This window comes from Pseudomonas sp. HS6 (assembly GCF_023375815.1).
In the GTDB taxonomy this organism is placed as follows: domain Bacteria; phylum Pseudomonadota; class Gammaproteobacteria; order Pseudomonadales; family Pseudomonadaceae; genus Aquipseudomonas.
The window spans coordinates 3,902,534-3,925,132 of record NZ_CP067412.1 but is presented as its reverse complement, the minus strand read 5'-3'; the positions used below and the strand labels follow the sequence as shown (position 1 = coordinate 3,925,132).

General features: G+C 57.9%; 19 protein-coding genes. 1 reads left to right on the top strand and 18 read right to left on the bottom strand.

The annotated features are described in order from the left end of the window. Positions 1 to 109: 109 nt before the first annotated feature. From JJN09_RS17700 to mtnA, 18 genes are all read right to left on the bottom strand, one after another. Positions 110 to 1,435, bottom strand: coding sequence for an ABC transporter ATP-binding protein (locus tag JJN09_RS17700; protein WP_249482857.1), 1,326 nt, complete (start codon positions 1,433 to 1,435; stop codon positions 110 to 112). Beyond that, positions 1,425 to 2,243 (bottom strand): ABC transporter permease, encoded by an 819-nt coding sequence (locus JJN09_RS17695; RefSeq protein WP_249482856.1) that lies wholly within the window; start codon positions 2,241 to 2,243, stop codon positions 1,425 to 1,427. The genes JJN09_RS17700 and JJN09_RS17695 overlap by 11 nt, the downstream gene beginning before the upstream one ends. A gap of 54 nt (positions 2,244 to 2,297) precedes the next feature. After that, a complete protein-coding gene (locus tag JJN09_RS17690; protein ID WP_249482855.1) occupies positions 2,298 to 3,287 on the bottom strand; it encodes a glycosyltransferase family 2 protein in 990 nt (329 codons plus the stop codon). A gap of 183 nt (positions 3,288 to 3,470) precedes the next feature. Further along, positions 3,471 to 4,391, bottom strand: coding sequence for a glycosyltransferase (locus JJN09_RS17685; RefSeq protein WP_249482854.1), 921 nt, complete (start codon positions 4,389 to 4,391; stop codon positions 3,471 to 3,473). Between the two features lie 55 nt (positions 4,392 to 4,446). Continuing rightward, complete coding sequence (gene rfbA, locus JJN09_RS17680; protein ID WP_249482853.1) at positions 4,447 to 5,337, bottom strand: glucose-1-phosphate thymidylyltransferase RfbA; 891 nt, start codon at positions 5,335 to 5,337, stop codon at positions 4,447 to 4,449. Then, positions 5,334 to 6,227: a dTDP-4-dehydrorhamnose reductase gene (gene rfbD, locus JJN09_RS17675; protein WP_249482852.1), complete on the bottom strand. Its 894-nt coding sequence runs from the start codon at positions 6,225 to 6,227 to the stop codon at positions 5,334 to 5,336. The genes rfbA and rfbD overlap by 4 nt, the downstream gene beginning before the upstream one ends. Beyond that, positions 6,224 to 7,300 carry a dTDP-glucose 4,6-dehydratase gene (gene rfbB, locus JJN09_RS17670; protein WP_249482851.1) on the bottom strand — a complete coding sequence of 359 codons (1,077 nt, stop codon included), beginning with the start codon at positions 7,298 to 7,300 and terminating at the stop codon, positions 6,224 to 6,226. Before rfbB ends, rfbD begins: the two co-directional genes overlap by 4 nt. Before the next feature lie 226 nt (positions 7,301 to 7,526). Then, complete coding sequence (locus tag JJN09_RS17665; RefSeq protein WP_249482850.1) at positions 7,527 to 7,766, bottom strand: lipopolysaccharide assembly protein LapA domain-containing protein; 240 nt, start codon at positions 7,764 to 7,766, stop codon at positions 7,527 to 7,529. A gap of 27 nt (positions 7,767 to 7,793) precedes the next feature. Continuing rightward, complete coding sequence (gene ihfB / locus JJN09_RS17660) at positions 7,794 to 8,090, bottom strand: integration host factor subunit beta (protein ID WP_169431375.1); 297 nt, start codon at positions 8,088 to 8,090, stop codon at positions 7,794 to 7,796. A gap of 153 nt (positions 8,091 to 8,243) precedes the next feature. Next, a complete protein-coding gene (locus tag JJN09_RS17655; RefSeq protein ID WP_249482849.1) occupies positions 8,244 to 8,522 on the bottom strand; it encodes a hypothetical protein in 279 nt (92 codons plus the stop codon). 205 nt (positions 8,523 to 8,727) lie between these two features. Further along, positions 8,728 to 10,413 carry a 30S ribosomal protein S1 gene (gene rpsA / locus JJN09_RS17650; protein ID WP_007950918.1) on the bottom strand — a complete coding sequence of 562 codons (1,686 nt, stop codon included), beginning with the start codon at positions 10,411 to 10,413 and terminating at the stop codon, positions 8,728 to 8,730. Between the two features lie 120 nt (positions 10,414 to 10,533). Next, positions 10,534 to 11,223 (bottom strand): (d)CMP kinase, encoded by a 690-nt coding sequence (gene cmk / locus JJN09_RS17645; protein ID WP_159811537.1) that lies wholly within the window; start codon positions 11,221 to 11,223, stop codon positions 10,534 to 10,536. Beyond that, positions 11,220 to 13,427 carry a bifunctional prephenate dehydrogenase/3-phosphoshikimate 1-carboxyvinyltransferase gene (locus JJN09_RS17640; RefSeq protein ID WP_249490820.1) on the bottom strand — a complete coding sequence of 736 codons (2,208 nt, stop codon included), beginning with the start codon at positions 13,425 to 13,427 and terminating at the stop codon, positions 11,220 to 11,222. Before JJN09_RS17640 ends, cmk begins: the two co-directional genes overlap by 4 nt. 28 nt (positions 13,428 to 13,455) lie before the next feature. Further along, positions 13,456 to 14,568 carry a histidinol-phosphate transaminase gene (gene hisC / locus JJN09_RS17635; RefSeq protein WP_007950914.1) on the bottom strand — a complete coding sequence of 371 codons (1,113 nt, stop codon included), beginning with the start codon at positions 14,566 to 14,568 and terminating at the stop codon, positions 13,456 to 13,458. Between the two features lie 13 nt (positions 14,569 to 14,581). Then, positions 14,582 to 15,676: a prephenate dehydratase gene (gene pheA, locus JJN09_RS17630; protein WP_007950913.1), complete on the bottom strand. Its 1,095-nt coding sequence runs from the start codon at positions 15,674 to 15,676 to the stop codon at positions 14,582 to 14,584. Further along, positions 15,676 to 16,761, bottom strand: a complete 1,086-nt coding sequence (serC, locus tag JJN09_RS17625; RefSeq protein WP_249482848.1) for a 3-phosphoserine/phosphohydroxythreonine transaminase — start codon at positions 16,759 to 16,761, stop codon at positions 15,676 to 15,678. The genes pheA and serC overlap by 1 nt, the downstream gene beginning before the upstream one ends. 64 nt (positions 16,762 to 16,825) lie before the next feature. Then, positions 16,826 to 19,609, bottom strand: a complete 2,784-nt coding sequence (gene gyrA / locus JJN09_RS17620) for a DNA gyrase subunit A (protein WP_096821018.1) — start codon at positions 19,607 to 19,609, stop codon at positions 16,826 to 16,828. Positions 19,610 to 20,033: 424 nt separating this feature from the next. After that, entirely contained in the window at positions 20,034 to 21,110 is a 1,077-nt protein-coding gene (gene mtnA / locus JJN09_RS17615) for an S-methyl-5-thioribose-1-phosphate isomerase (protein ID WP_011335374.1), read from the bottom strand. Positions 21,111 to 21,218: 108 nt separating this feature from the next. Between mtnA and JJN09_RS17610 the strand changes: the two genes are divergently transcribed. Beyond that, positions 21,219 to 22,553: a TRZ/ATZ family hydrolase gene (locus JJN09_RS17610; protein ID WP_249482847.1), complete on the top strand. Its 1,335-nt coding sequence runs from the start codon at positions 21,219 to 21,221 to the stop codon at positions 22,551 to 22,553. Positions 22,554 to 22,599 lie beyond the last annotated feature (46 nt).

Sequence of the window (22,599 nt, the reverse complement as noted above, 5' to 3'; positions counted from 1 at the left end):
ATCAATGCACAGCCTTGGCGTATCCGCCTGACAACCCTCAAACCCAGGCATGCTGTCAGCCGATTCCTGAAACATCCAAACATTCCCGAACGGAGCGAGCGCGTTGTCTTCAGAACAGCTCAAGCGCTGGCTCATCGATAGATGCATCCATATAACCGAAAGATCTTGCGCCTTGATCCGACACGAGCCGGAACATGATCGCATCCAGAATTCTGTGGCACAACGTGGGCTCGGCCTCTGACCAAACGCCACCACCGACAAAGTATACGCCGGGCAGCATCACCATCTGAAAACTGAAAGTGATTCTGAAGGTCCGCTCGGTACCTTCACATTCAAAATATTTTCCTTCCTCGGGAAAACGTTGACCCGTAATCACCACACCCGAGACTGTGCGAACATGCACGGCGAAGAAAATCCGCGATACGCTTTCGGTGATGACACCACGCATAACGATATCGTATTCCCCACCAGCCTTGAGCACATTACAGCGTCGCCCCTGCTTGTCGAAAATTTCGAAGGCGTCGATCCGGGCACCCTGTTCCGGATAAACGGTGGTCGATTCGGGCACCATTCCCGCATCGAAGAACTGATCTTCCGGGGGAGCGTCCTGGGGCACGTCCACCTCCCGGGTCTCGACTACTATCTTGTCGGAACCAATCGTCTTGAATTCTTCAATCAAGCGCGGTTGCTCTTCCACTGGCGCGTAGATGAGCTTCTGATACGCCCGAACGACTTCCATCGGTGACCCAGTGCAGATGCGCTCGCCGCGCTCCATCAGAATCGCCCGATCACAGAGTTCGACAACTTGAGGCCCGGAGTGCGACACGAACAAGATCGAGGTGCCTTTGGCCTTCAATTCATCAAGTCTGGCGAAACACTTGCGCTGAAAGCGCTCATCTCCAACAGCCAATGCCTCATCGACAATCAGAATGTCAGGGTCAACCATTGCCTGAACGGCAAATGCCAGACGCACGATCATGCCGCTTGAGTATGTCTTGACCGGCTGATGAATGAACTCGCCAATGTCGGCAAAAGCGGCAATGTCGTCATAACGCTCGTCGACTTCAGCTCGGCTCAATCCCAGGATTGCGGCATTCATGTAGACGTTCTCATGCCCGGTGAACTCCGGATTGAACCCGGACCCCAGCTCAAGCAGCGCACCGATCCGCCCCACCGTTTGAACATCGCCGACGCTCTGGTTCAACGTGCCGCAAATGACCTGGAGCAGCGTCGACTTACCGCTTCCGTTGCGACCAACGATACCAACGGTCTCGCCTTTCTTGATATCGAACGAAACGTTCTTGAGTGCCCAGAACTCGCGAAAGTACTGCTTGCGCTGACCGGCGAACATTTGCATGAGTCGATCACGCGGCTTGTCATAAATGTGATAACACTTACTGACATTCTGAAGATTGATCGCAATTTCAGAGGACATCGGCAAACCCCTTTCTGGTCTTCTGGAAGAAGGCGAACCCGAGGTAAGCCACTGCAATAGCCACGCATGCGTAGATGCCGAGCGCCTGCCAGTCAGGCGCCTGCCCGAAAAACAGAACAGCTCTGACGTTTTCCACAACTACGGTCAGCGGATTGAGCGTCAGAAGACCTCGATAGTCCTCCGGCACCGCCGTCGCAGGATAAAAAATCGGCGCAAGAAACATCAGACCGCTTGTCACCAGGCCGATGAAATGCGCGACATCTCGCATGTAAACACCAATAGAAGCCAATCCCCAGGAAAGGCCAAGAATAATCAACAACAGCGGTGCAACAACCAGCGGCAAATAAAGCGCCGTGACAGGTGGCAAGCCAAAAAATACGCAATAGGCGAGCAACCAGACTATCAAGCTGACGAACGCATGGAACACGGAGGAACCTGCAATCACGCAGGGCAATATTTCCAATGGAAACACAACCTTTTTCACGTAATTGGCGTTCGAAATGATCAGATTAGGCGCTCTCGTCACGCACTCCGCAAACAAGTTGAAGACCATCAAGCCTGCAAACAGTATGAGTGCGAATTCCGCTTTTGAGCCACCGGCCCCCGCCCAGCGGGAATTGAAAACGTAACTGAACACGAACGTGTAAATAGAAAGCATCACGATCGGATTGAAGAACGACCAGAGAATACCCATGAAGGAGCCTCGATAACGACCGATGACCTCCCGTTTGATCAACGCAACAATAAGCGCGCGATTGTGCCAGACGCTGGTAAACATGACGCCAGGCGCCGCCGAAAATTTCTGCATTAACCTGCGACCTCAAAAAAACTCATCTTCAACCCCTTTTGAAAGCATTCATTGTCAAATTCCTTTGAAAATGGTTGCCACTACAAGTCCCAGATTTCCGAGGAGTGTCTGCCGATACACACCCGAGCGCCACATCCCAATCAGACGACCTGGCATGCTTTGACTGCGAGCCACCTTGAATCGACGAAGCACTTCGCGATTTTTTTCTGTAAGAAGATACTCGACAGTATCCAGAGCGCTGACGTTCTGATCGATCCAGCCCCTCAGACGCCCCTGAAACAACCTATGGATGCGCGTCAGCGCTGCCATGAAGCCCGCATTGGCACCGATCGAATTCGATTCATGCTGACGGTAAAAAAGACGCGGCACCTGATCGAAATGGAACTGACCACCCGCTCCGGTCACTAGCAGATATGCCCACCAGTCATGAGCCACAACACCCTGAGCCGGACCCGCTCTCAAAAGCTCACGCGCCGCTCGATTGAAAACCATCGTATTTCCGGCAGCAACACTCTGTACAAGCGCATTGGGAAAACCGAAAGCGCGAGAAAACTCGGGGGTACGACCTACCCCGACGCCGGCTTCGTTGACCACGGTTGTCCGAGAGGCATACAGCGCTGGTACATCAACCGGCAGCTGACGTAACCTGGCCAACGCAGCACTCAACTTGTCACAAGTCCAGATATCGTCCTGATCAGACCAGGCGTAGAAATCTGCACTGACGGTTTCCAGACAGGTGATTGACATGAAATTATCGGCGAAGCCCGTTTGAGGGCCAGAAAGGAGGGTAACTTTTTCCTCCCCCAAACGCGCCTGGAAGGCTTTGAGAATATCCAGCGTTGAATCTGTCGAACCGTCATCGGAAACGAACAGGTGCCACTGCGCATGATCCTGCTGCTCAATGGACGCCAATTGCTCTGAAAGGAATCGCTCACCATTGTAAGAACACATCAAGATCGCGACAGATTCATCCCTAGCAGGCACTTCAACAGTGCCAAAATCCAGACTGGAATTCGCGGTATCCGCTGATAAGGGGCTTGCCACTGTATGCTCCACTGCAATTAATCGCCGGTCTGGGGGACGCCTGAAAAGTCATCTTCAGCGTCTCGCACCCTACCCGCTCCATTCGTTCCTTTCACGAAGCGCGCGATTATAGAGAACTTTTATCGTCGGTTGTTAGGCTTCGAACAGGCCAGACAAAAAGCGCGAAAGCTGCTGAAAGTCCGATCAGGATTTTGTGCCGACGACGGCCGTCAGACAGCACACAAAAAAGAACAAAAATTTGTCCCGAAGCCGACGCCGACACTGTCCGCCCCGCACCGACAGCAACAGCAGATCACGCCGCCTCAGCTTCAACCAGCCCCTGACAAATGGCGCATTACCCACCCCGACAAGCAATGCAATTGTCCTGACTTGTTTGAACCACCACCCCTCATGAATAGTGACATAACGCTGAAACAACGATGAAAGCCCTGTATTGGCTCCTACCTGATTATTCTCGTGTTGCCGATAAAGCATGCTGGACTGGGAATCGATGAACCATTCAAATCCATGGCTCCTGGCAAAGGCATAGCTATACCAGTCGTGCAGACTGACCTGCTGTAATGGCTCCCAGTCGTGGATGACCTGCTGACGCAACGAACAGGCAAGCGCAGGACTAAACACGTAAGTACAGCCCGGCCCCGCCGCTTCGAACAAGAAATCCCAGGCGACTTGCGGCTGACTTTTATCCAGCAGGATCGTTCTTCCATCCGGCCAGAAGGCCGTGACATTACTTGAATAGGCGTCGACACCCTGAGAAGCGATTATTTGAGTCGCGCGAAGGAGCTTGTCGGGTTGCCAGATATCATCCTGATCCGCAAAAGCCACCGCATCGTAACCGTGCAGATCGACATCGCGAATCAAGCGAAAAAAGTTGCGCGCCGCACCGCCAAAACGCCCGGCGGGAGGCAAGAGAACCACGCGACTATCGACAGCGCTGAACGCCTCGCACCACACCTCGGTGCCGTCATCGGACAAGTCAACGCTGATATAAATAGTAACATCGACGGCGAGCTGTCCAAGGATCGAAGCTAATTGCTCCTCGATCCACTGCATACCATTATAGGCAGCCAGCAAAACCGCGATCTTCGGATGTTTTACTGGCATGCCGTTCCTGCTAGCAGCGATTGAACGCACCAATTGAAAGCTCGTCGCTTTCAAATCAGCGAGAAGGCGAATCCAGCAGCTTTTGCAGATATTGACCGTATCCCGTTTTCTTCAGGGCTTCTGCCTGAGAAGCAAGTTGCTCGGTCGTAATCCAGCCGTTGTGATAGGCAATCTCTTCCAGGCAGGCCACTTTCAAGCCCTGGCGTTGCTCGATCGTATGCACGAAATGACTGGCTTCAAGCAACGAGTCATGCGTACCGGTATCCAACCACGCGAAGCCTCGGCCGAGCATTTCGACATTGAGCGTCTTCTGATTGAGATACGCACTGTTCACATCAGTGATTTCCAGCTCACCACGCGAAGACGGCTTAATGTTCTTGGCGATCTCGACAACCTGATTGTCGTAGAAATACAGCCCCGTCACCGCATAGTTGGATTTTGGCTTCAGCGGCTTCTCTTCGATGCTCAGCGCCCGGCCGGTAGAGTCGAATTCGACCACACCGAAACGTTCCGGATCGGATACGTGATAGCCAAACACGGTAGCACCAGACTGCTGCGAACTGGCGGAGCGCAGATTGTCCGAAAAATGCTGACCGTAGAAAATGTTGTCACCCAGGATCAGGCAGCAAGGATCCTTGCCGATGAACTCTTCGCCTATGATAAACGCTTGCGCCAGGCCGTCCGGACTAGGTTGCTCCGCATAAGTCAGCTGAATGCCGTACAAGCTACCGTCGCCGAGCAGCTTTTTGAAGTTCGGCAGGTCTTCCGGGGTGGAAATAATCAAAATTTCGCGCATGCCCGCTAGCATCAGCACCGATAGCGGATAGAAGATCATCGGCTTGTCGTAAATCGGCAGCATCTGCTTGGACACGCCAAGGGTAAGCGGGTGCAGGCGAGTGCCCGAGCCGCCAGCGAGGATGATGCCTTTACGATTTATCGTGGTCATTTGTTAAGAACTTCCCTAAGCATTCGAGTTACACCACTTTGCCAATCCGGCAAGTGTAGAGAAAAATTGTCCCGCAGTTTCTGAGTATTCAATCGAGAATTAAGCGGACGACGAGCGGGAGTCGGGTATGCAACAGCATTGATCGGATTGATCACCCGAACGGCAAGGTCTTCACCATTGGCTTTGGCAAACTCAAGCACATGACAGGCATAATCGTGCCAGGAAACCTCTCCTGCGGCAGCGAGATGATACAAACCTGCCAGCTCCGGTCGCAGCAACGCTTGCTGCAGGGCGAGCGCGGTGACATCGGCGATCAGCTCAGCCCCTGTCGGCGAACCTATCTGGTCAGCAATGACATTCAGCTCCTGGCGCTCCTTTGCCAGACGCAACATGGTCTTGGCAAAGTTCTGGCCACGCGCTGCAAAAACCCAACTGGTACGAAAGATCAGGTATTTGCACCCGGACGCCTGGATCGCCGCTTCTCCCGCCAACTTGCTTTCGCCATAACGATTCAATGGAGCGGGAGTATCGGTTTCCTGCCAGGGAGCCAGCCCCTGACCGTCAAAGACATAGTCTGTGGAATAGTGAACGAGCCAGGCACCCAGTTGCGCGGCTTGTTCGGCCATCACCTGAGTCGCCTGGCCGTTGACCCGCAGAGCCAGCTCGGATTCCGACTCAGCCTTGTCCACCGCGTTGTAGGCGGCCGCATTGACGATCACATCCGGCTTGACCCGATCGATGGTGTCACGCAATGCCGACAGATCAGCCAGGTCTCCACTCAAACCGTCAACTGTCTGCCGATCCAGCGCAACCAGCTCGCCAAGCGGAGCCAGTGCGCGCTGCAGCTCCCACCCTACCTGACCATTCTTACCTAGCAGAAGAATCTTCATGCCTGATTCGAGCGATCCGCGTAGTTCTGATCAATCCACTGTTGATAGCTGCCGCTCTTGACGTGCTCAACCCACTCAGTGTTGCTCAAGTACCACTCAACAGTCTTGCGGATGCCGGAGTCAAAGGTTTCTTCCGGAGTCCAGCCCAGCTCGCGCTGGATTTTGCTCGCATCGATCGCGTAACGCTGGTCATGGCCCGGGCGATCCTGAACGTAGGTGATCAGCTTGGCGTGCGGGCGATGCGCGGAATCAGGGCGCAATTCGTCAAGCAGAGCGCACAGGGTGTTTACCACTTCGATGTTTTGCTTTTCGTTGTGACCGCCAATGTTGTAGGTCTCGCCGATCACACCTTCAGTTACGACTTTGTACAACGCACGGGCGTGATCCTCGACATAGAGCCAGTCGCGGACCTGATTACCCTTCCCGTATACCGGCAACGGCTTGCCTTCCAGCGCATTGAGAATGATCAGCGGGATCAGTTTCTCCGGGAAGTGGCAAGGGCCATAGTTGTTCGAGCAGTTGGTAACCAGAGTCGGCAAACCGTACGTACGGGCCCAGGCACGTACCAGGTGATCGGAACTGGCCTTACTGGCCGAGTACGGCGAACTTGGCTGATATGGAGTCGTTTCAGTGAACAGATCTTCCGGACCTTCCAGATCACCGTAAACTTCATCCGTGGAAATGTGATGAAAGCGGAAAGCAGCCTTGCGCGTGTCATCCAGCACTGCCCAGTAATGGCGCGCCGCTTCGAGCAAGGTGTAAGTACCAATAATGTTGGTCTGGATGAACTCGGAAGGACCGGAAATCGAACGGTCGACATGAGATTCTGCTGCCAGATGCATGATGGCATCCGGCTGATGTTCACGCAGAACACGGTCGATCTGCTCGCGATCACAGATATCGACGCGCTCAAACGCATAACGCGAGTTTTGACTGACCTCAGCCAGTGATTCAAGGTTACCGGCGTAAGTCAGCTTATCGACGTTAACGACAGAATCGGTGGTGTTGGAAATGATGTGACGGATGACTGCCGAGCCGATAAACCCGGCGCCGCCGGTAACTAGAATTTTCACGCGAAACCATACCCTTGAGCTGCGGACTGCGCCCCCAAACGAGCGCGGCCTAATCCATGAATGCAAAAGCCGTCGAAGACACGGCCTCTGTCAAAGTCAGTCTGAATCGATGTGGAAAAAAGCCACTATCGAACAAGGGAAGCATTTTACAGCTTAATTAACGTTTTACTAATGGAGAAAGACAGGCAAAGCCGCAATTTCGACAGATGCCCTGCCGCGATTGCTCTTACACAAGACGCTTTCGTACTGCTCTGGACGAGCGTCCCAGAAACCAACCGAGGATGGGGCCGATAAACATGCCGACGAGCAAAGGCACTACCACAACCAGCGATACCGGAATCGCAGGTCCGGACCACCCCAGAAACAACAGGGACACCGATTGTTGATTCTCTAGAACAAAAGCCAGAATCACCAATACAAGCAATAGAATAAAAACACCTAGAAGCATGCGTTTGAGGTTACGCATAAGCAACTCCCGGATTGATAGCGACTGTCAAACCCCCTCCTCCTCTTCGTCATTCACCCGATCACGCAGCTCTTTTCCCGGCTTGAAATGCGGAACGAACTTTCCGTCCAGACTGACAGACTGACCTGTTTTCGGATTGCGCCCCACACGTGGCGCACGATAATGTAAGGAAAAGCTGCCAAAACCACGGATCTCGATGCGATCACCGGTAGCCAGGCACTGGGACATTTGCTCAAGCATGGTCTTGATGGCCAGCTCCACATCTTTCGATGAGAGCAGCCCTTGATGGGTGACAATTCGTTCGATCAACTCCGACTTCGTCATATTTTTCCCTTCTTTTTCAAGCAGCTAGATCAGCGCTTGAAAGGTTTTAGCACGCCCGGAAGATTTTGAACAGCCCAGCACTTGACATATCTTCCTACGCGTCGAAACGACCATTTTCAGGGCGACAAATCCCCAACATCGATCAATACGAACTTATCGACAAATAACCAGCATGGTGCGCGTGAGATATCCGGCCGGGTTGAAGCCAAAGGGAAACTCGCCATCATCCTTCGCATCATCGGAACGAGTAATCACCTTATAACCCGCCCCTTTACATTCCTTCGCCGCACGCTTTTGACACCTGTCCCAACCGGAACCCAGGCCCGAACAATCAACTTCTATTCCGCTAACGCCACGCGCCGCATGCGTCTTGGCAGTCGTGGTACAACCCGCCAAGACCAGCACGCACAACAGGACCATAAGCTTGTTCATTCACTTCCTTATGCCAGGCGCCATGCCCGACTACAACGATCTTCAGACTGAGCCTAGACGCGAATAGGCGATTGATCCGATTAAAGAAACAGACCTCCTGACAAAAGGAATGGTTTCATCGACCCTTCCACCTTCGAATGCATCACCAAATCGCAGGCACAAAAAAGGGCGACCGAAGTCGCCCTTTTTAATGATCAGACAGAACTCAGTTCTGTTTGGCCATTGCTTGACGCAGCAGTGCCGCCATGGTGGTGTCAGCTGCTTCACCTTCCGGAGCTGCTTTCAGGCTCTGGATGGCTTCTTTCTCTTCAGCATCGTCTTTCGATTTGATCGACAGCTGAATTACGCGGCTCTTACGATCAACGCTGATGATCTTGGCTTCTACTTGCTGGCCTTCTTTCAGAACGTTGCGCGCGTCTTCAACGCGGTCACGGCTGATTTCGGAGGCTTTCAGAGTCGCTTCGATATCGTCGGCCAGAACGATGATGGCGCCTTTGGCGTCAACTTCTTTCACGGTGCCAGTAACGATTGCGCCTTTGTCGTTAACCGAGACGTACTCGGAGAACGGATCGCTTTCCAGTTGCTTGATACCCAGGGAGATACGCTCGCGCTCTGGGTCAACCGACAGGATAACGGTGTCCAGCTCGTCGCCCTTCTTGAAACGACGTACGGCTTCTTCGCCCACTTCGTTCCAGGAGATGTCGGACAGGTGAACCAGACCGTCGATGCCGCCGTCCAGACCAATGAAGATACCGAAATCGGTGATCGACTTGATGGTGCCGGAGATTTTGTCGCCCTTGTTGAACTGGCCAGAGAAGTCTTCCCACGGGTTCGACTTGCACTGTTTGATGCCCAGGGAGATACGACGACGCTCTTCGTCGATGTCCAGAACCATAACTTCCACTTCGTCGCCGACTTGTACGACTTTCGAAGGGTGGATGTTCTTGTTGGTCCAGTCCATTTCCGAAACGTGTACCAGACCTTCAACGCCTTCTTCCAGCTCAGCGAAGCAGCCGTAGTCGGTCAGGTTGGTTACACGAGCGGTAACGCGAGTGCTTTCTGGGTAACGGGCTTTGATAGCAACCCATGGATCTTCGCCCAGCTGCTTCAGGCCCAGGGAAACACGATTGCGCTCGCGATCGTACTTCAGAACCTTGACGTCGATCTCGTCGCCAACATTGACGATTTCGGAAGGGTGCTTGATACGCTTCCACGCCATGTCGGTGATGTGCAGCAGGCCGTCCACGCCACCCAGATCGACGAATGCGCCGTAATCGGTGAGGTTTTTGACGATACCTTTGACTTGCTGGCCTTCTTGCAGGGATTCCAGCAGAGCTTCACGCTCGGCGGAGTTCTCGGCTTCCAGGACGCTGCGACGGGAAACGACAACGTTGTTGCGCTTCTGGTCCAGCTTGATGACCTTGAATTCCAGCTCTTTGCCTTCCAGGTGCGTGGTATCGCGCACTGGACGGACGTCAACCAGGGAACCTGGCAGGAACGCACGGATGCCGTTAACGTCGACAGTGAAGCCGCCTTTAACCTTACCGTTGATAACGCCCTTGACCACTTCCTCAGCTGCGAAGGCTGCTTCCAGAACGATCCAGCATTCAGCGCGCTTGGCTTTTTCACGGGACAGCTTGGTTTCACCGAAACCGTCTTCAACCGAGTCCAGAGCAACGTGAACTTCGTCACCGACGTTGATGTTCAGTTCGCCAGCGTCGTTGTAGAACTGCTCCAGAGGGATCAGTGCTTCGGACTTCAGGCCAGCGTGAACGGTTACCCAGCGAGCTTGGTAATCGATATCAACGATAACACCGGTGATGATGGAGCCTGCCTGAAGGTTCAGGGTCTTTAGGCTTTCTTCAAAGAGTTCCGCAAAGCTTTCGCTCATTTTAATTCCTGTTGATTAGGGCGAAAAAGTACGCCCATCTCCACATCCCAGACGATGTGGGTTAGTTTCATTAAAAAGAAGCACCGCAGGACTATGACTGGTCCCCTGTGGCCTTCTTGGTCACCCGGCGATATCGCGAATGGCGATCTCGCTCATGATGCGTTCAAGCACCTGATCGATGGACAACTCCGTGGAATCCAACTGTATCGCGTCGGCCGCCGGCTTGAGCGGGGCCACCGCTCGCTGGGTGTCACGCTCGTCGCGTGCACGGATCTCATCTAGCAGACTCGACAGACTAACACCCTCGACTTTGCCCTTCAACTGCAAATATCGACGGCGCGCCCGCTCCTCGGCACTGGCGGTCAGGAAAATCTTCAAGGGCGCGCTCGGAAATACCACCGTTCCCATGTCGCGGCCATCGGCCACCAGGCCCGGCGCTTCCTGGAAAGCACGCTGGCGCTGCAGCAGCGCCTCGCGTACGGCCGGTAACGCAGCCACCTGGGAGGCGCCGGAACCGACGCTTTCAGTGCGGATGACATCACTGACTTCGTCACCTTCCAGAATGATGCGCTGCAACTGACCGTCGGTCGCCGCGATGAATTGCACATCCAGATGAGCGGCCAGTTTCTTCAGCAGCTCTTCATTGGTCAGGTCGACACCATGGTTGTGCGCTGCAAACGCCAGCAAGCGATACAGCGCACCGGAATCCAGCAGGTTCCAGCCCAAACGCTTGGCCAGAATCCCGGCTACGGTGCCTTTGCCCGAGCCGCTTGGCCCATCGATGGTGATGACCGGTGCAATGTTGTTCACGACTGAGCCTCTTGCGCCACACGAATGCCGACCTGCGCGCACAGCGCCAGGAAGTTCGGGAACGATGTCGCGACGTTGGCGCAATCATGGATGCGGATCGGTGCAGTGGCGCGCAGCGAGGCCACGCTGAAAGCCATCGCGATACGGTGATCGCCATGACCATGCACTTCGCCGCCGCCTATCTGGCCGCCGTCGATGATGATGCCATCCGGGGTTGGTTCGCACTTGACGCCCAGCGCCAGCAAACCGTCCGCCATGACCTGGATACGGTCCGACTCCTTGACCCGCAGCTCTTCAGCGCCGGTCAGCACAGTGCGCCCTTCGGCACAGGCTGCCGCCACGAACAGCACCGGGAATTCGTCGATGGCCAATGGAACCAGCGCTTGCGGAATCTCGATACCCTTGAGTTTAGCTGCTCGCACGCGCAGGTCTGCAACCGGCTCGCCGCCCACTTCACGCTGGTTTTCCAGGGTGATGTCGGCGCCCATCAGGCGCAGGATGTCGATCACACCGGTACGGGTCGGGTTGATGCCGACATGCTCGAGCACCAGCTCCGAACCTTCGGCGATCGACGCGGCCACCAGGAAGAACGCCGACGACGAGATGTCGCCCGGCACTTCGATGTGGGTCGCGGTCAGCTTGCCGCCGGACTCAACCGATGCCGTGGCACCGTTGACGCTCACCGGATAGCCGAAGCCGCGCAGCATGCGCTCGGTATGGTCGCGAGTCGGGGCCGGCTCGGTCACGGTGGTCTTGCCTTCGGCGTACAGACCCGCCAGCAGCAGGCAGGATTTCACTTGGGCACTGGCCATCGGCATGGTGTAGGTCAGGCCTTTGAGCTTGTGACCGCCACGAATGGTCATCGGCGGACGACCTTCGGCAGCGGTTTCGATCACGGCACCCATTTCCCGAAGCGGGTTGGCCACGCGATTCATCGGGCGCTTGGACAGCGACGCATCACCGGTCAGGGTGCTATCGAAGTCCTGCGCGGCCAACAGGCCGGACAGCAGGCGCATCGAAGTACCGGAGTTGCCCAGATAGATCGGGCCCGGTGCAGGCTTAAGACCATGCAGGCCGACACCGTGAATGGTCACGCGGCCGTGATGCGGACCTTCGATGACCACGCCCATGTCGCGGAACGCCTGCAAGGTCGCCAGGGCATCTTCGCCCTCGAGGAAGCCTTCGACTTCGGTGATGCCTTCAGCCAGGGAACCGAGCATGATCGAACGGTGGGAAATCGATTTGTCACCTGGTACGCGAATCCGACCGGACAGGCGGCCACCAGGTTGAGCCAGGAAAATCAGATCGTTGGAATTCATAGCGTCCACATAGGCCCTGCGGGCCAGGATTTTACTGAAATGCTCGCGGGCAACCCGGGCGCGCGTGAAGACGCCCAACAATTGGTGCCCATCCCCTGCATCGACCGCGTCGCGCAAGGCGTCGAGGTCGCTGCGAAATGTATCGAGTGTGCGCAGGACAGCCTCGCGGTTGGCGAGAAAGATGTCATGCCACATGACCGGGTCGCTTCCGGCGATTCTTGTGAAATCGCGAAAACCGCCCGCAGCGTAACGGAAGATCTCAAGGTTTTCATTGCGTTTGGCCAGCGAATCGACCAGACCGAAGGCCAGCAGGTGCGGCAGATGACTGGTCGCCGCCAGCACTTCATCGTGACGCTCGACCTGCATGTGCTCGACGTCGGCACCGAGCTCGCGCCACAAGCGATCAACCACTACCAGCGCAGCCGGATCGGTCTGCTCCAGCGGGGTCAGAATCACTTTATGACGACGAAACAGCTCTGAGTTGGAGGCTTCCACCCCACTCTGCTCGGAGCCGGCAATCGGATGACCCGGCACGAAACGCGCCGGCATGCCGCCGAACGCTTCGGTCGCCGCGCGCACCACATTGCCCTTGGCGCTGCCGACATCCGTCAGGATCGCCTGCCCCAGATCCATGCCAGCCAGACGGGCCAGCACTTTTTCCATGGCCAGGATCGGCACCGCCAACTGGATCACGTCCGCACCCTGGCAGGCAGCCACCAGGTCTTCTTCGCAGCGATCCACCACACCCAACTCGACCGCCAGCTTGCGCGATTGCGGGTCGAGATCGACCCCGACCACTTCGCGGCACAGACCGCTCTCACGCAAGCCTTTGGCAAACGAACCACCGATCAACCCCAGACCGACCACCACCAGGCGCCCGATCATAGGTGCAGCAGATTGCAGCGCAGTGACATCACCCACGAGCCAGAACCTTGCGCAGCGCTTCGAGGAAGCGGCTGTTTTCCGCCGGCAGACCGATGGTCACCCGCAGATGGTTCGGCATGCCGTAGTTGGCCACCGGACGCACGATCACGCCTTCGCGCAGCAGGCCCTGGAACACCGGAGCCGCCACCTGACCGAGGTCGACGCAGATAAAGTTGCCCTTGGACGGAATCCAGCTCAGGCCCAACTCGCGGAAACCCGCTTCCAGCTGTTGCATGCCGGACTCGTTGAGCTGACGGCTCTGCGCCAGATATTCCTCGTCCTTCAGCGCCGCACACGCCGCGGCCAAGGCCAGGCTGTTGACGTTGAACGGTTGCCGTACGCGGTTCAGCACGTCCGCCACTACCGGAGTGGAGAGGCCGTAACCAACGCGCAGCGCCGCCAGACCGTAGGCCTTGGAGAAGGTGCGCGAGACCAGCAGGTTCGGGTAAGCCGCGAGGAAATCCAGACCATCCGGCAGATCGCTGCCTTCGGCGTATTCGATGTAAGCCTCGTCCAGCACCACCAGCACGTGCTCCGGCACGTCCTGCAGGAACTCGTCCAGCGCCTCGGCGCCGAACCAGGTGCCGGTCGGGTTGTTCGGGTTGGCAATGAACACGACGCGGGTGTTTGCGTCGATGGCGGCCAGCATCGCCGGCAGGTCATGCCCCCAATCCTTGGCTGGAACGACCTTGGCCTGAGCGCCGACCGCCTGGGTCGCGATCGGGTAGACCGCGAACGCGTGCTCGCTGAACACCGCATTCAGGCCCGGCGCCAGGTAGGCGCGCGCCACCAGCTCGAGAATGTCATTGGAGCCGTTGCCCAGGGTCACCTGGTTCAGCTCGACACGGCACTGCTCGGCCAGCAGGGATTTCAGTGCGAAACCGTTACCGTCCGGATAGCGGGTCAGCTCGTCCAGCGCTTCGCGAATCGCGGCCAGCGCCTTCGGGCTGGCGCCCAGCGGGTTTTCGTTGCTCGCCAGTTTGACGATGCTCGCCGGATCCAGATCCAGTTCGCGAGCCAGTTCGTCCACGGGCTTGCCCGGAACGTATGGCGAAAGTTGTTGCACGCCCGGCTGTGCCAGAGCGAGGAAGTTGCCACTCATTTGCTACCGCCCCTTAGAGAACTGCTTTCGGGTAGGAACCCAGCACCTTGAGTGCTACTGCTTCCTGACTGATCTTTTCCAGCACACCTTTGATCAGCGGATCACGGTGATGGCCGACGAAGTCGATGAAGAACACGTAGGTCCATTTGCCGCTGCGCGACGGACGGGTTTCGATCCGGGTCAGGTCGATCCCGTTGTCATGGAACGGCACCAGTAGCTCATGGAGCGCGCCGGGCTTGTTGCTCATGGACACGATGATCGAGGTCTTGTCGTCGCCGGTCGGCGGCACTTCCTGATTACCGATCATCAGGAAGCGCGTGGAGTTGTCCGGACGGTCCTCGATCTTCTCGGCCAGACGGGTCAGGCCATACAGCCCGGCCGCCATGTCACCGGCGATCGCTGCCGAATTCCACTCACCCTTGACCCGCTTGGCCGCTTCGGCGTTGCTGGAAACCGCCACGCGCTCGACATTCGGGTAATGAGCATCCAGCCACTTACGGCACTGGGCCAGCGACTGGGCGTGGGAATAGATACGGCTGATGCTGTCTGTCTTGGTGTTTTCACCGACCAGCAAGTGGTGGTGAATCCGCAGCTCGACTTCACCACAGATGACCATGTCGTGCTCGAGAAAGCTGTCGAGGGTGTGGTTGACTGCGCCCTCGGTGGAGTTCTCCACCGGCACCACGCCAAAATTCACCGCACCGGCCGCCACTTCGCGGAACACTTCGTCGATCGCCGCCATCGGCTTGCTGATCACCGCGTGACCGAAGTGCTTCATGGCCGCTGCTTGGGTGAAGGTGCCTTCCGGCCCCAGATAAGCCACTTTCAGCGGATTCTCGAGGGCGAGGCACGAGGACATGATTTCGCGGAACAGCCGCGCCATCTCTTCGTTGCCCAGCGGCCCCTTGTTGCGCTCCATCACACGCTTGAGGACCTGCGCTTCTCGCTCGGGACGATAGAACACCGGCTGCTCGCCTTCGGCCAGACTGGCCATCTTGACCCGGGCAACCTCTTCGGCGCAGCGTGCGCGGTCGCTGATCAGCTGGAGGATCTTCTCATCGAGGTTGTCGATGCGAACGCGCAGCGCCTTGAGCTCCTGCTCGGACATCAGGAATGCTCCTTCTCGAATTCAGCCATGTAACCAACCAGAGCCTCAACCGCGTCCAGACCCAGGGCGTTGTAGATCGAGGCACGCATCCCGCCGACCGAACGATGGCCCTTGAGGTTGAGCAGGCCACGAGCGTCGGCGCCGGCCAGGAACGCCTTGTCCAGACGCTCGTCAGCCAGGCGGAACGGCACGTTCATCCAGGAACGGGCGTTGATGCTGATCGGGTTGGTGTAGAAATCGCTGTTGTCGATGAAGCCGTACAGGCGATCTTTCTTCGCCTTGTTGCGCTGCTCCATCGCGGCGACGCCGCCCTGCTCCTTCAACCACTCGAAGACCAGGCCCGAGAGATACCAGGAATAGGTGGCCGGGGTGTTGTACATCGAACCGTTGTCGGCTGAGATCTTGTAATCGAGCATGGTCGGGCACGAACTGCGGGCACGGCCCAGCAGGTCTTCACGGACGATCACCACGACCAGACCGCTCGGGCCGATGTTCTTCTGCGCACCGGCGTAGATCAGGCCGTACTGCGACACATCGATCGGGCGCGAAAGGATGTCGGAGGACATATCGACCACCAACGGAACATCACCGGCCTCGGGCACCCAGTCAAACTGCAGGCCGCCGATGGTTTCGTTGGATGCATAGTGCAGATAGGCCGCACCCGGAGTCAGCTTCCATTCGTGCTGACCGGGAATATTCAGGTAGTCATAAGGCTTGGCGCTGGCGGCAACATTGATATTGCCGAAGCGACGCGCTTCTTCGATGGCCTTCTTCGACCAGATGCCGGTTTCGACATAGTCGGCAGTGCCGTTCTCGGGCAGCAGGTTCAGCGGAATCTCGGCGAACTGCTGGCTCGCGCCGCCCTGCAGGAACAGCACTTTGTAATTGGAGGGGATGGACAACAGGTCGCGCAGATCCTGTTCGGCTTTCTCGGCGATGGCCACGTAGTCATCACTACGATGGCTCATTTCCATGACCGACAGACCCTTGCCGTGCCAGTCGAGCATCTCGGACTGGGCACGCAACAGGACAGCTTCAGGCAGCGCAGCGGGACCTGCGCAGAAGTTAAAGGCTCGTTTGCTCACATCCACTCTCGCTATGCAATCACGGTAGCGGACAGAGCAAACACTCTGCCCTGCTACGATTTGGTTAGTCTTGCGACTCTTCTTCGTCTGCGGCGTCCGCCTGCAGGTTGTCGACTGCATCGTCCGGCTCGGCGCCGATCACGCCTTCTTCCAGCTCGACACCTTCTTCACCTTCAAACTCTTCACCCTCGACTTCCGACGGCTCCTGGACCCGCTCCAGACCGACCAGAGTTTCATCCTTGGCCAGTTTGATCAGGGTCACGCCCTGGGTGTTACGACCCAGACTGGAGACTTCGTCGACACGGGTACGCACCAGCGTGCCCTGGTCGGAGATCAGCATGATCTCTTCACCATCCTGCACCTGAACCGCGCCGACCAGACGGCCGTTACGCTCGTTGCTGACCATGGCGATAACGCCCTGACCGCCACGCTTGTATTCAGGGAACTCGGTAATCGCCGTGCGCTTGCCGTAACCGCGCTCGGAAGCCGTAAGGATCTCGCTGCCTTCTTCCGGGATCAGCATGGAAATCAGCTTCTGCCCTTCCGGCAGACGCATACCACGCACACCGCGAGCGGTACGACCCATGGCGCGGACTTCGGATTCCTTGAAGCGCGTCACCTTGCCGCCGTCGGAGAACAGCATGATTTCCTGCTCGCCATCGGTGATGGCAGCGGAGATCAGGATGTCGCCTTCGTCCAGCTCCAGCGCGATCAGACCGACGCTGCGCTGACGACTGAAGGCGACCAGCGGGGTCTTCTTGACGGTACCGTTGGCGGTCGACATGAAGATGAACGGTGCCTTCTTGCGGTCGGCAGCCTTGATACGCGCCTTGCGCTCTTCTTCGGTTTCGTTGCTGTTTTCGATTTCTTCTACATCAGCCTCGGCGCCTTCGGCTTCTTCTTCATCAGCCTGACGCTTCATGGCTTCGAGATCGACCGGCAGCATGGTGGTGATGTATTCACCGTCATCCAGCGGTAGCAGGTTGACCAGCGGACGGCCACGGGCGGCGCGGGACGCTTCCGGAATCTCGTAGGTCTTGAGCCAGTACACCTTGCCCTTACTGGAGAACAGCAACAGCGTGGTGTGGCTGTTGGCAACCAGCAGGTGAGCGATGTAGTCCTCATCCTTCACGCCGGTAGCCGATTTGCCTTTACCACCACGACGCTGAGCCTGGTACGCAGCCAGTGGCTGGGTCTTGGCATAACCGCCGTGGGAGATGGTCACGACGCGCTCTTCTTCCGGGATCATGTCGCCCAGGGTCAGGTCGAGGCGCGCATCGAGAATCTCGGTGCGGCGCACGTCGCCGTATTCAGCGCGAATCACTTCCAGCTCTTCGCGGATCACTTCCATCAGGCGCACGGCGCTGTTGAGGATGCGGATCAGCTCGCCGATCTGGTTGAGAATCTCTTGATACTCGGCCAGCAGTTTTTCGTGTTCCAGGCCGGTCAGACGGTGCAGACGCAGTTCCAGAATGGCTTGCGCCTGTTCCGGCGACAGGAAGTACTTGCCTTCACGCAGACCGTATTGCGGATCGAGGTTTTCCGGGCGGCACGAATCGGCACCGGCACGCTCAACCATCGCAACCACAGCCGAGGATTCCCACGGCGTGCTGACCAGCGCTTCCTTGGCTTCCGACGGGGTCGGCGAAGCCTTGATCAGGGCGATCACCGGGTCGATGTTCGACAGGGCTACCGCTTGACCTTCGAGGATGTGACCACGCTCACGAGCCTTGCGCAGTTCGAACACGGTTCGGCGGGTGACGACTTCGCGACGGTGACGGACGAAGGCTTCCAGCAGATCCTTGAGGTTCAGGATGCGTGGACGGCCATCGATCAGCGCAACGATGTTGATGCCGAATACCGATTGCAGCTGGGTCTGGGCGTAGAGGTTGTTGAGGATCACCTCAGGCACTTCGCCGCGACGCAGCTCGATCACGACGCGCATACCGTCCTTGTCGGACTCGTCACGCAGCTCGGTGATGCCTTCGAGTTTCTTCTCTTTTACCAGCTCGGCGATCTTCTCGATCAGACGCGCCTTGTTCAGCTGGTAAGGCAGCTCGGTGATAACGATCTGCTGACGACCACCGACCTTGTCGATGTCTTCGATGATCGAACGGGCGCGCATGTAAATGCGGCCGCGGCCGGTGCGGTAGGCTTCGATGATGCCGGCGCGACCGTTGATGATCGCGGCGGTCGGGAAGTCCGGACCGGGAATGTATTGCATCAGCTCATCGACGGTCAGCTCGGGGTTGTCGATGAGGGCCAGGCAACCGTCGATGACTTCACCGAGGTTGTGCGGCGGAATGTTGGTCGCCATGCCCACGGCGATACCGCTGGAGCCGTTGACCAGCAGGTTCGGCACGCGGGTCGGCATGACCGCCGGGATCAGCTCGGTGCCGTCGTAGTTCGGCACCCAGTCCACGGTTTCCTTGTGCAGGTCGGCCAGCAGCTCGTGCGCCAGCTTGGTCATGCGCACTTCGGTGTATCGCATGGCCGCGGCGTTGTCGCCGTCCACCGAACCGAAGTTGCCCTGACCGTCCACCAGCAGATAACGCAGCGAGAATGGCTGCGCCATACGGACGATGGTGTCGTACACCGCGGTATCACCGTGCGGGTGATACTTACCGATCACGTCACCGACGACACGGGCAGATTTCTTGTACGGCTTGTTGAAGTCGTTGCCCAGCTCGCTCATCGCGAACAGCACGCGACGGTGCACGGGCTTCAAGCCATCGCGCGCATCCGGCAGTGCACGGCCGACGATCACGCTCATCGCGTAATCGAGATAGGACTGTTTCAGCTCGTCTTCGATATTGACCGGGAGGATTTCTTTGGCCAGTTCGCCCATGAGAAGCCTGATTCCTTTTTCTGGTGAAACTTCGCCATATCCATAGGGGACGCACGAAGCTCGTCGATGCAGGCCGAGTGCCATGCGCCGACTTACGACAAATCGACAAGTTGACCCTGGATTTGCGCAGTGAAGACAACCCCGTGGGACTGCCTCGGAAAACGCCGGATGTTATCACAAGAGCCGCCACGCACCTATCCCCCAGATGCGCATGGAGCATAGTTAGATGACCGATGACAGGCTTAACGGGGACGAGAGAGGCTCAGAGCTTCTCTGAATGCAAATTTGAGGTCTGGTTTGGGGATGTTTATTGACAATTATGACCTCATCGCTGGCAAGCCAGCTCCCACAAGATCGGCGGCGCGCACAAAACCTGTGGGAGCTGGCTAGCCAGCGATGGCGTCCGAGCAGACGCCAGAGTCAATCAATGCAGGCGCTTGCGGCACATCAACTGGGCCATTTTCGCGGTGTCCGGGCGCTCGACGATGCCCTTCTCGGTGACGATCGCATCGATCAGGTCCGCCGGCGTCACGTCAAATACCGGATTGAACGCTTCGACATCAGCCCCGACGCGCTTGCCGCCGACTTCCAGCAGTTCGGCGCCGTCGCGCTCCTCGATCGGAATGTCATCACCACTGGCCAGATTCATATCAATGGTCGAGCTCGGCGCCACCACCATGAAGCGCACACCGTGGTGCATGGCGTTGACCGCCAGTTGGTAGGTGCCGATCTTGTTCGCCACGTCGCCGTTGGCAGTGATCCGGTCGGCGCCGACGATCACCCATGTAACGCCTTTGGTTTTCATGATGTGCGCGGCGGCGGAGTCGGCATTGAGCGTTACCGGAATACCTTCGTTGGCCAGTTCCCACGCGGTCAGGCGCGAGCCCTGCAGCCACGGCCGGGTTTCGTCGGCATAGACACGCTCGACCATGCCTTCGATGAACGCGGCGCGGATCACCCCGAGCGCCGTGCCGAAACCGCCGGTGGCCAGGGCGCCGGTGTTGCAGTGGGTCAGGATCGCCTGGGCGTTGCCCTGATGCTTGCGGATAAGGTCGACGCCAAGCTGAGCCATGGTCAGGTTGGCTTCGCGATCGCTTTCATGAATGGCGATGGCTTCGGCTTCCAGCGCCGCCAGCGGATCGGCGTTTTCCTTCAGGCGATCCAGACGGTCGTGCATGCGGTTCAACGCCCAGAACAGGTTGACCGCTGTCGGACGGGAATCGGCCAGCAGCATGAAATCCTCTTCCAGCGCCGCGTACCAGTCGCCACCCTCGGCAATCCGGGCACGGGCCGCCAGCACGATGCCGTACGCGGCACTGATACCGATGGCCGGTGCACCGCGCACTACCATCGAGCGAATCGCCTCGGCCACGCCGGCGGCGCTGGTGTAGGCGATCCAGTTTTCCTCGAACGGCAAAACGCGCTGATCCAGCAGGTGGAGCGCGCCATCACGCCAATCGATGGCCTTCACTTTCTCCGCAGCCAACAGTCGATCGCGCATCCCTCACCCCGCACTCATGAACAAAAGCCGCCGATTATAGCGATCCCCCCGCGAAGACGCTCGGGTATACTTCGCCATCCTTTACAAAAGCACTGGAACCGACCCTCGATGCCGAAACCTGCCATTGCGCTCGACTTATTATTGCTGCCGACCTGGCTGGTACCCGTCGAACCCGCAGGCGTGGTGCTCAAAGAGCATGGCCTGGGCATCCGCGACGGTCGCCTCGTGTTCATCGGCCCGCGCGCCGAAGCCTTGAAGTGTAACGCCGCCGAAGTCCGTGAATTGCCGGACGTGCTGCTCAGCCCCGGCCTGATCAACGCTCACGGTCATGCGGCCATGACCCTGTTCCGCGGCCTCGCTGACGATCTGCCGTTGATGACCTGGCTGGAAAACCATATCTGGCCGGCCGAAGGCAAATGGGTCGATGAAGATTTCGTCCGTGATGGCACTGACCTGGCCATCGCCGAACAGATCAAAGGTGGCATCACCTGTTTCTCGGACATGTACTTCTTCCCGAAGGTTGCCAGTGAGCGCGTGCACAACAGTGGAATCCGTGCGCAGATCGCGATTCCGATCCTCGATTTCCCGATTCCGGGCGCTGCCAGCGCCGATGAAGCCATACGTCAGGGCGTCGAACTGTTCGGCGACCTGAAGCATCACGAACGCATCAAGATCACTTTCGGCCCTCATGCACCCTACACCGTTGGTGATGAGAACCTGGAAAAAATCCGTGTGATTGCCGAAGAACTGGACGCCTCGATCCACATGCACGTCCACGAAACCGCCTTCGAAGTGCAGCAAGCGGTGGAACAGCGCGGCGAACGACCACTGGCCCGCCTCGGCCGACTGGGCCTGCTTGGCCCGCGCTTCCAGGCCGTGCACATGACGCAGATCAGCGATGACGACCTGGCGTTGCTGGTAGAAAGCAACACCAGCGTGATCCACTGCCCGGAGTCGAACCTGAAACTGGCCAGCGGCTTCTGCCCGGTAGAGCGCCTGTGGCAGGCCGGGGTCAACGTGGCCGTCGGCACCGATGGCGCCGCGAGCAACAATGACCTGGACCTGCTGGGCGAAACCCGCACCGCTGCACTGCTGGCCAAAGCCGTCGCCGGCTCCGCCACCGCGCTGGACGCCCACCGGGCGCTGCGCATGGCCACGCTGAACGGCGCGCGGGCATTGGGGATCGAAGCCGAGACCGGCTCCCTGGAGCTCGGCAAGGCCGCGGACATTGTCGCGTTCGACCTGTCCGGCCTGGCACAGCAACCGGTCTATGACCCGGTCTCGCAACTTATTTACGCCACCGGCCGAGACTGCGTGAAACATCTGTGGGTCGCCGGCAAGCAATTGCTCGACGACCGACGCCTGACGCGCCTGGACGAACAACAGCTCGGCGAAACCGCCCGGGCCTGGGGCCGACGCATCAGCGGCCACACCGAATCGTAAACACCCCGGGGCAGACTCCGGGGCTACAGCCTTTTTCAAGTTTTAG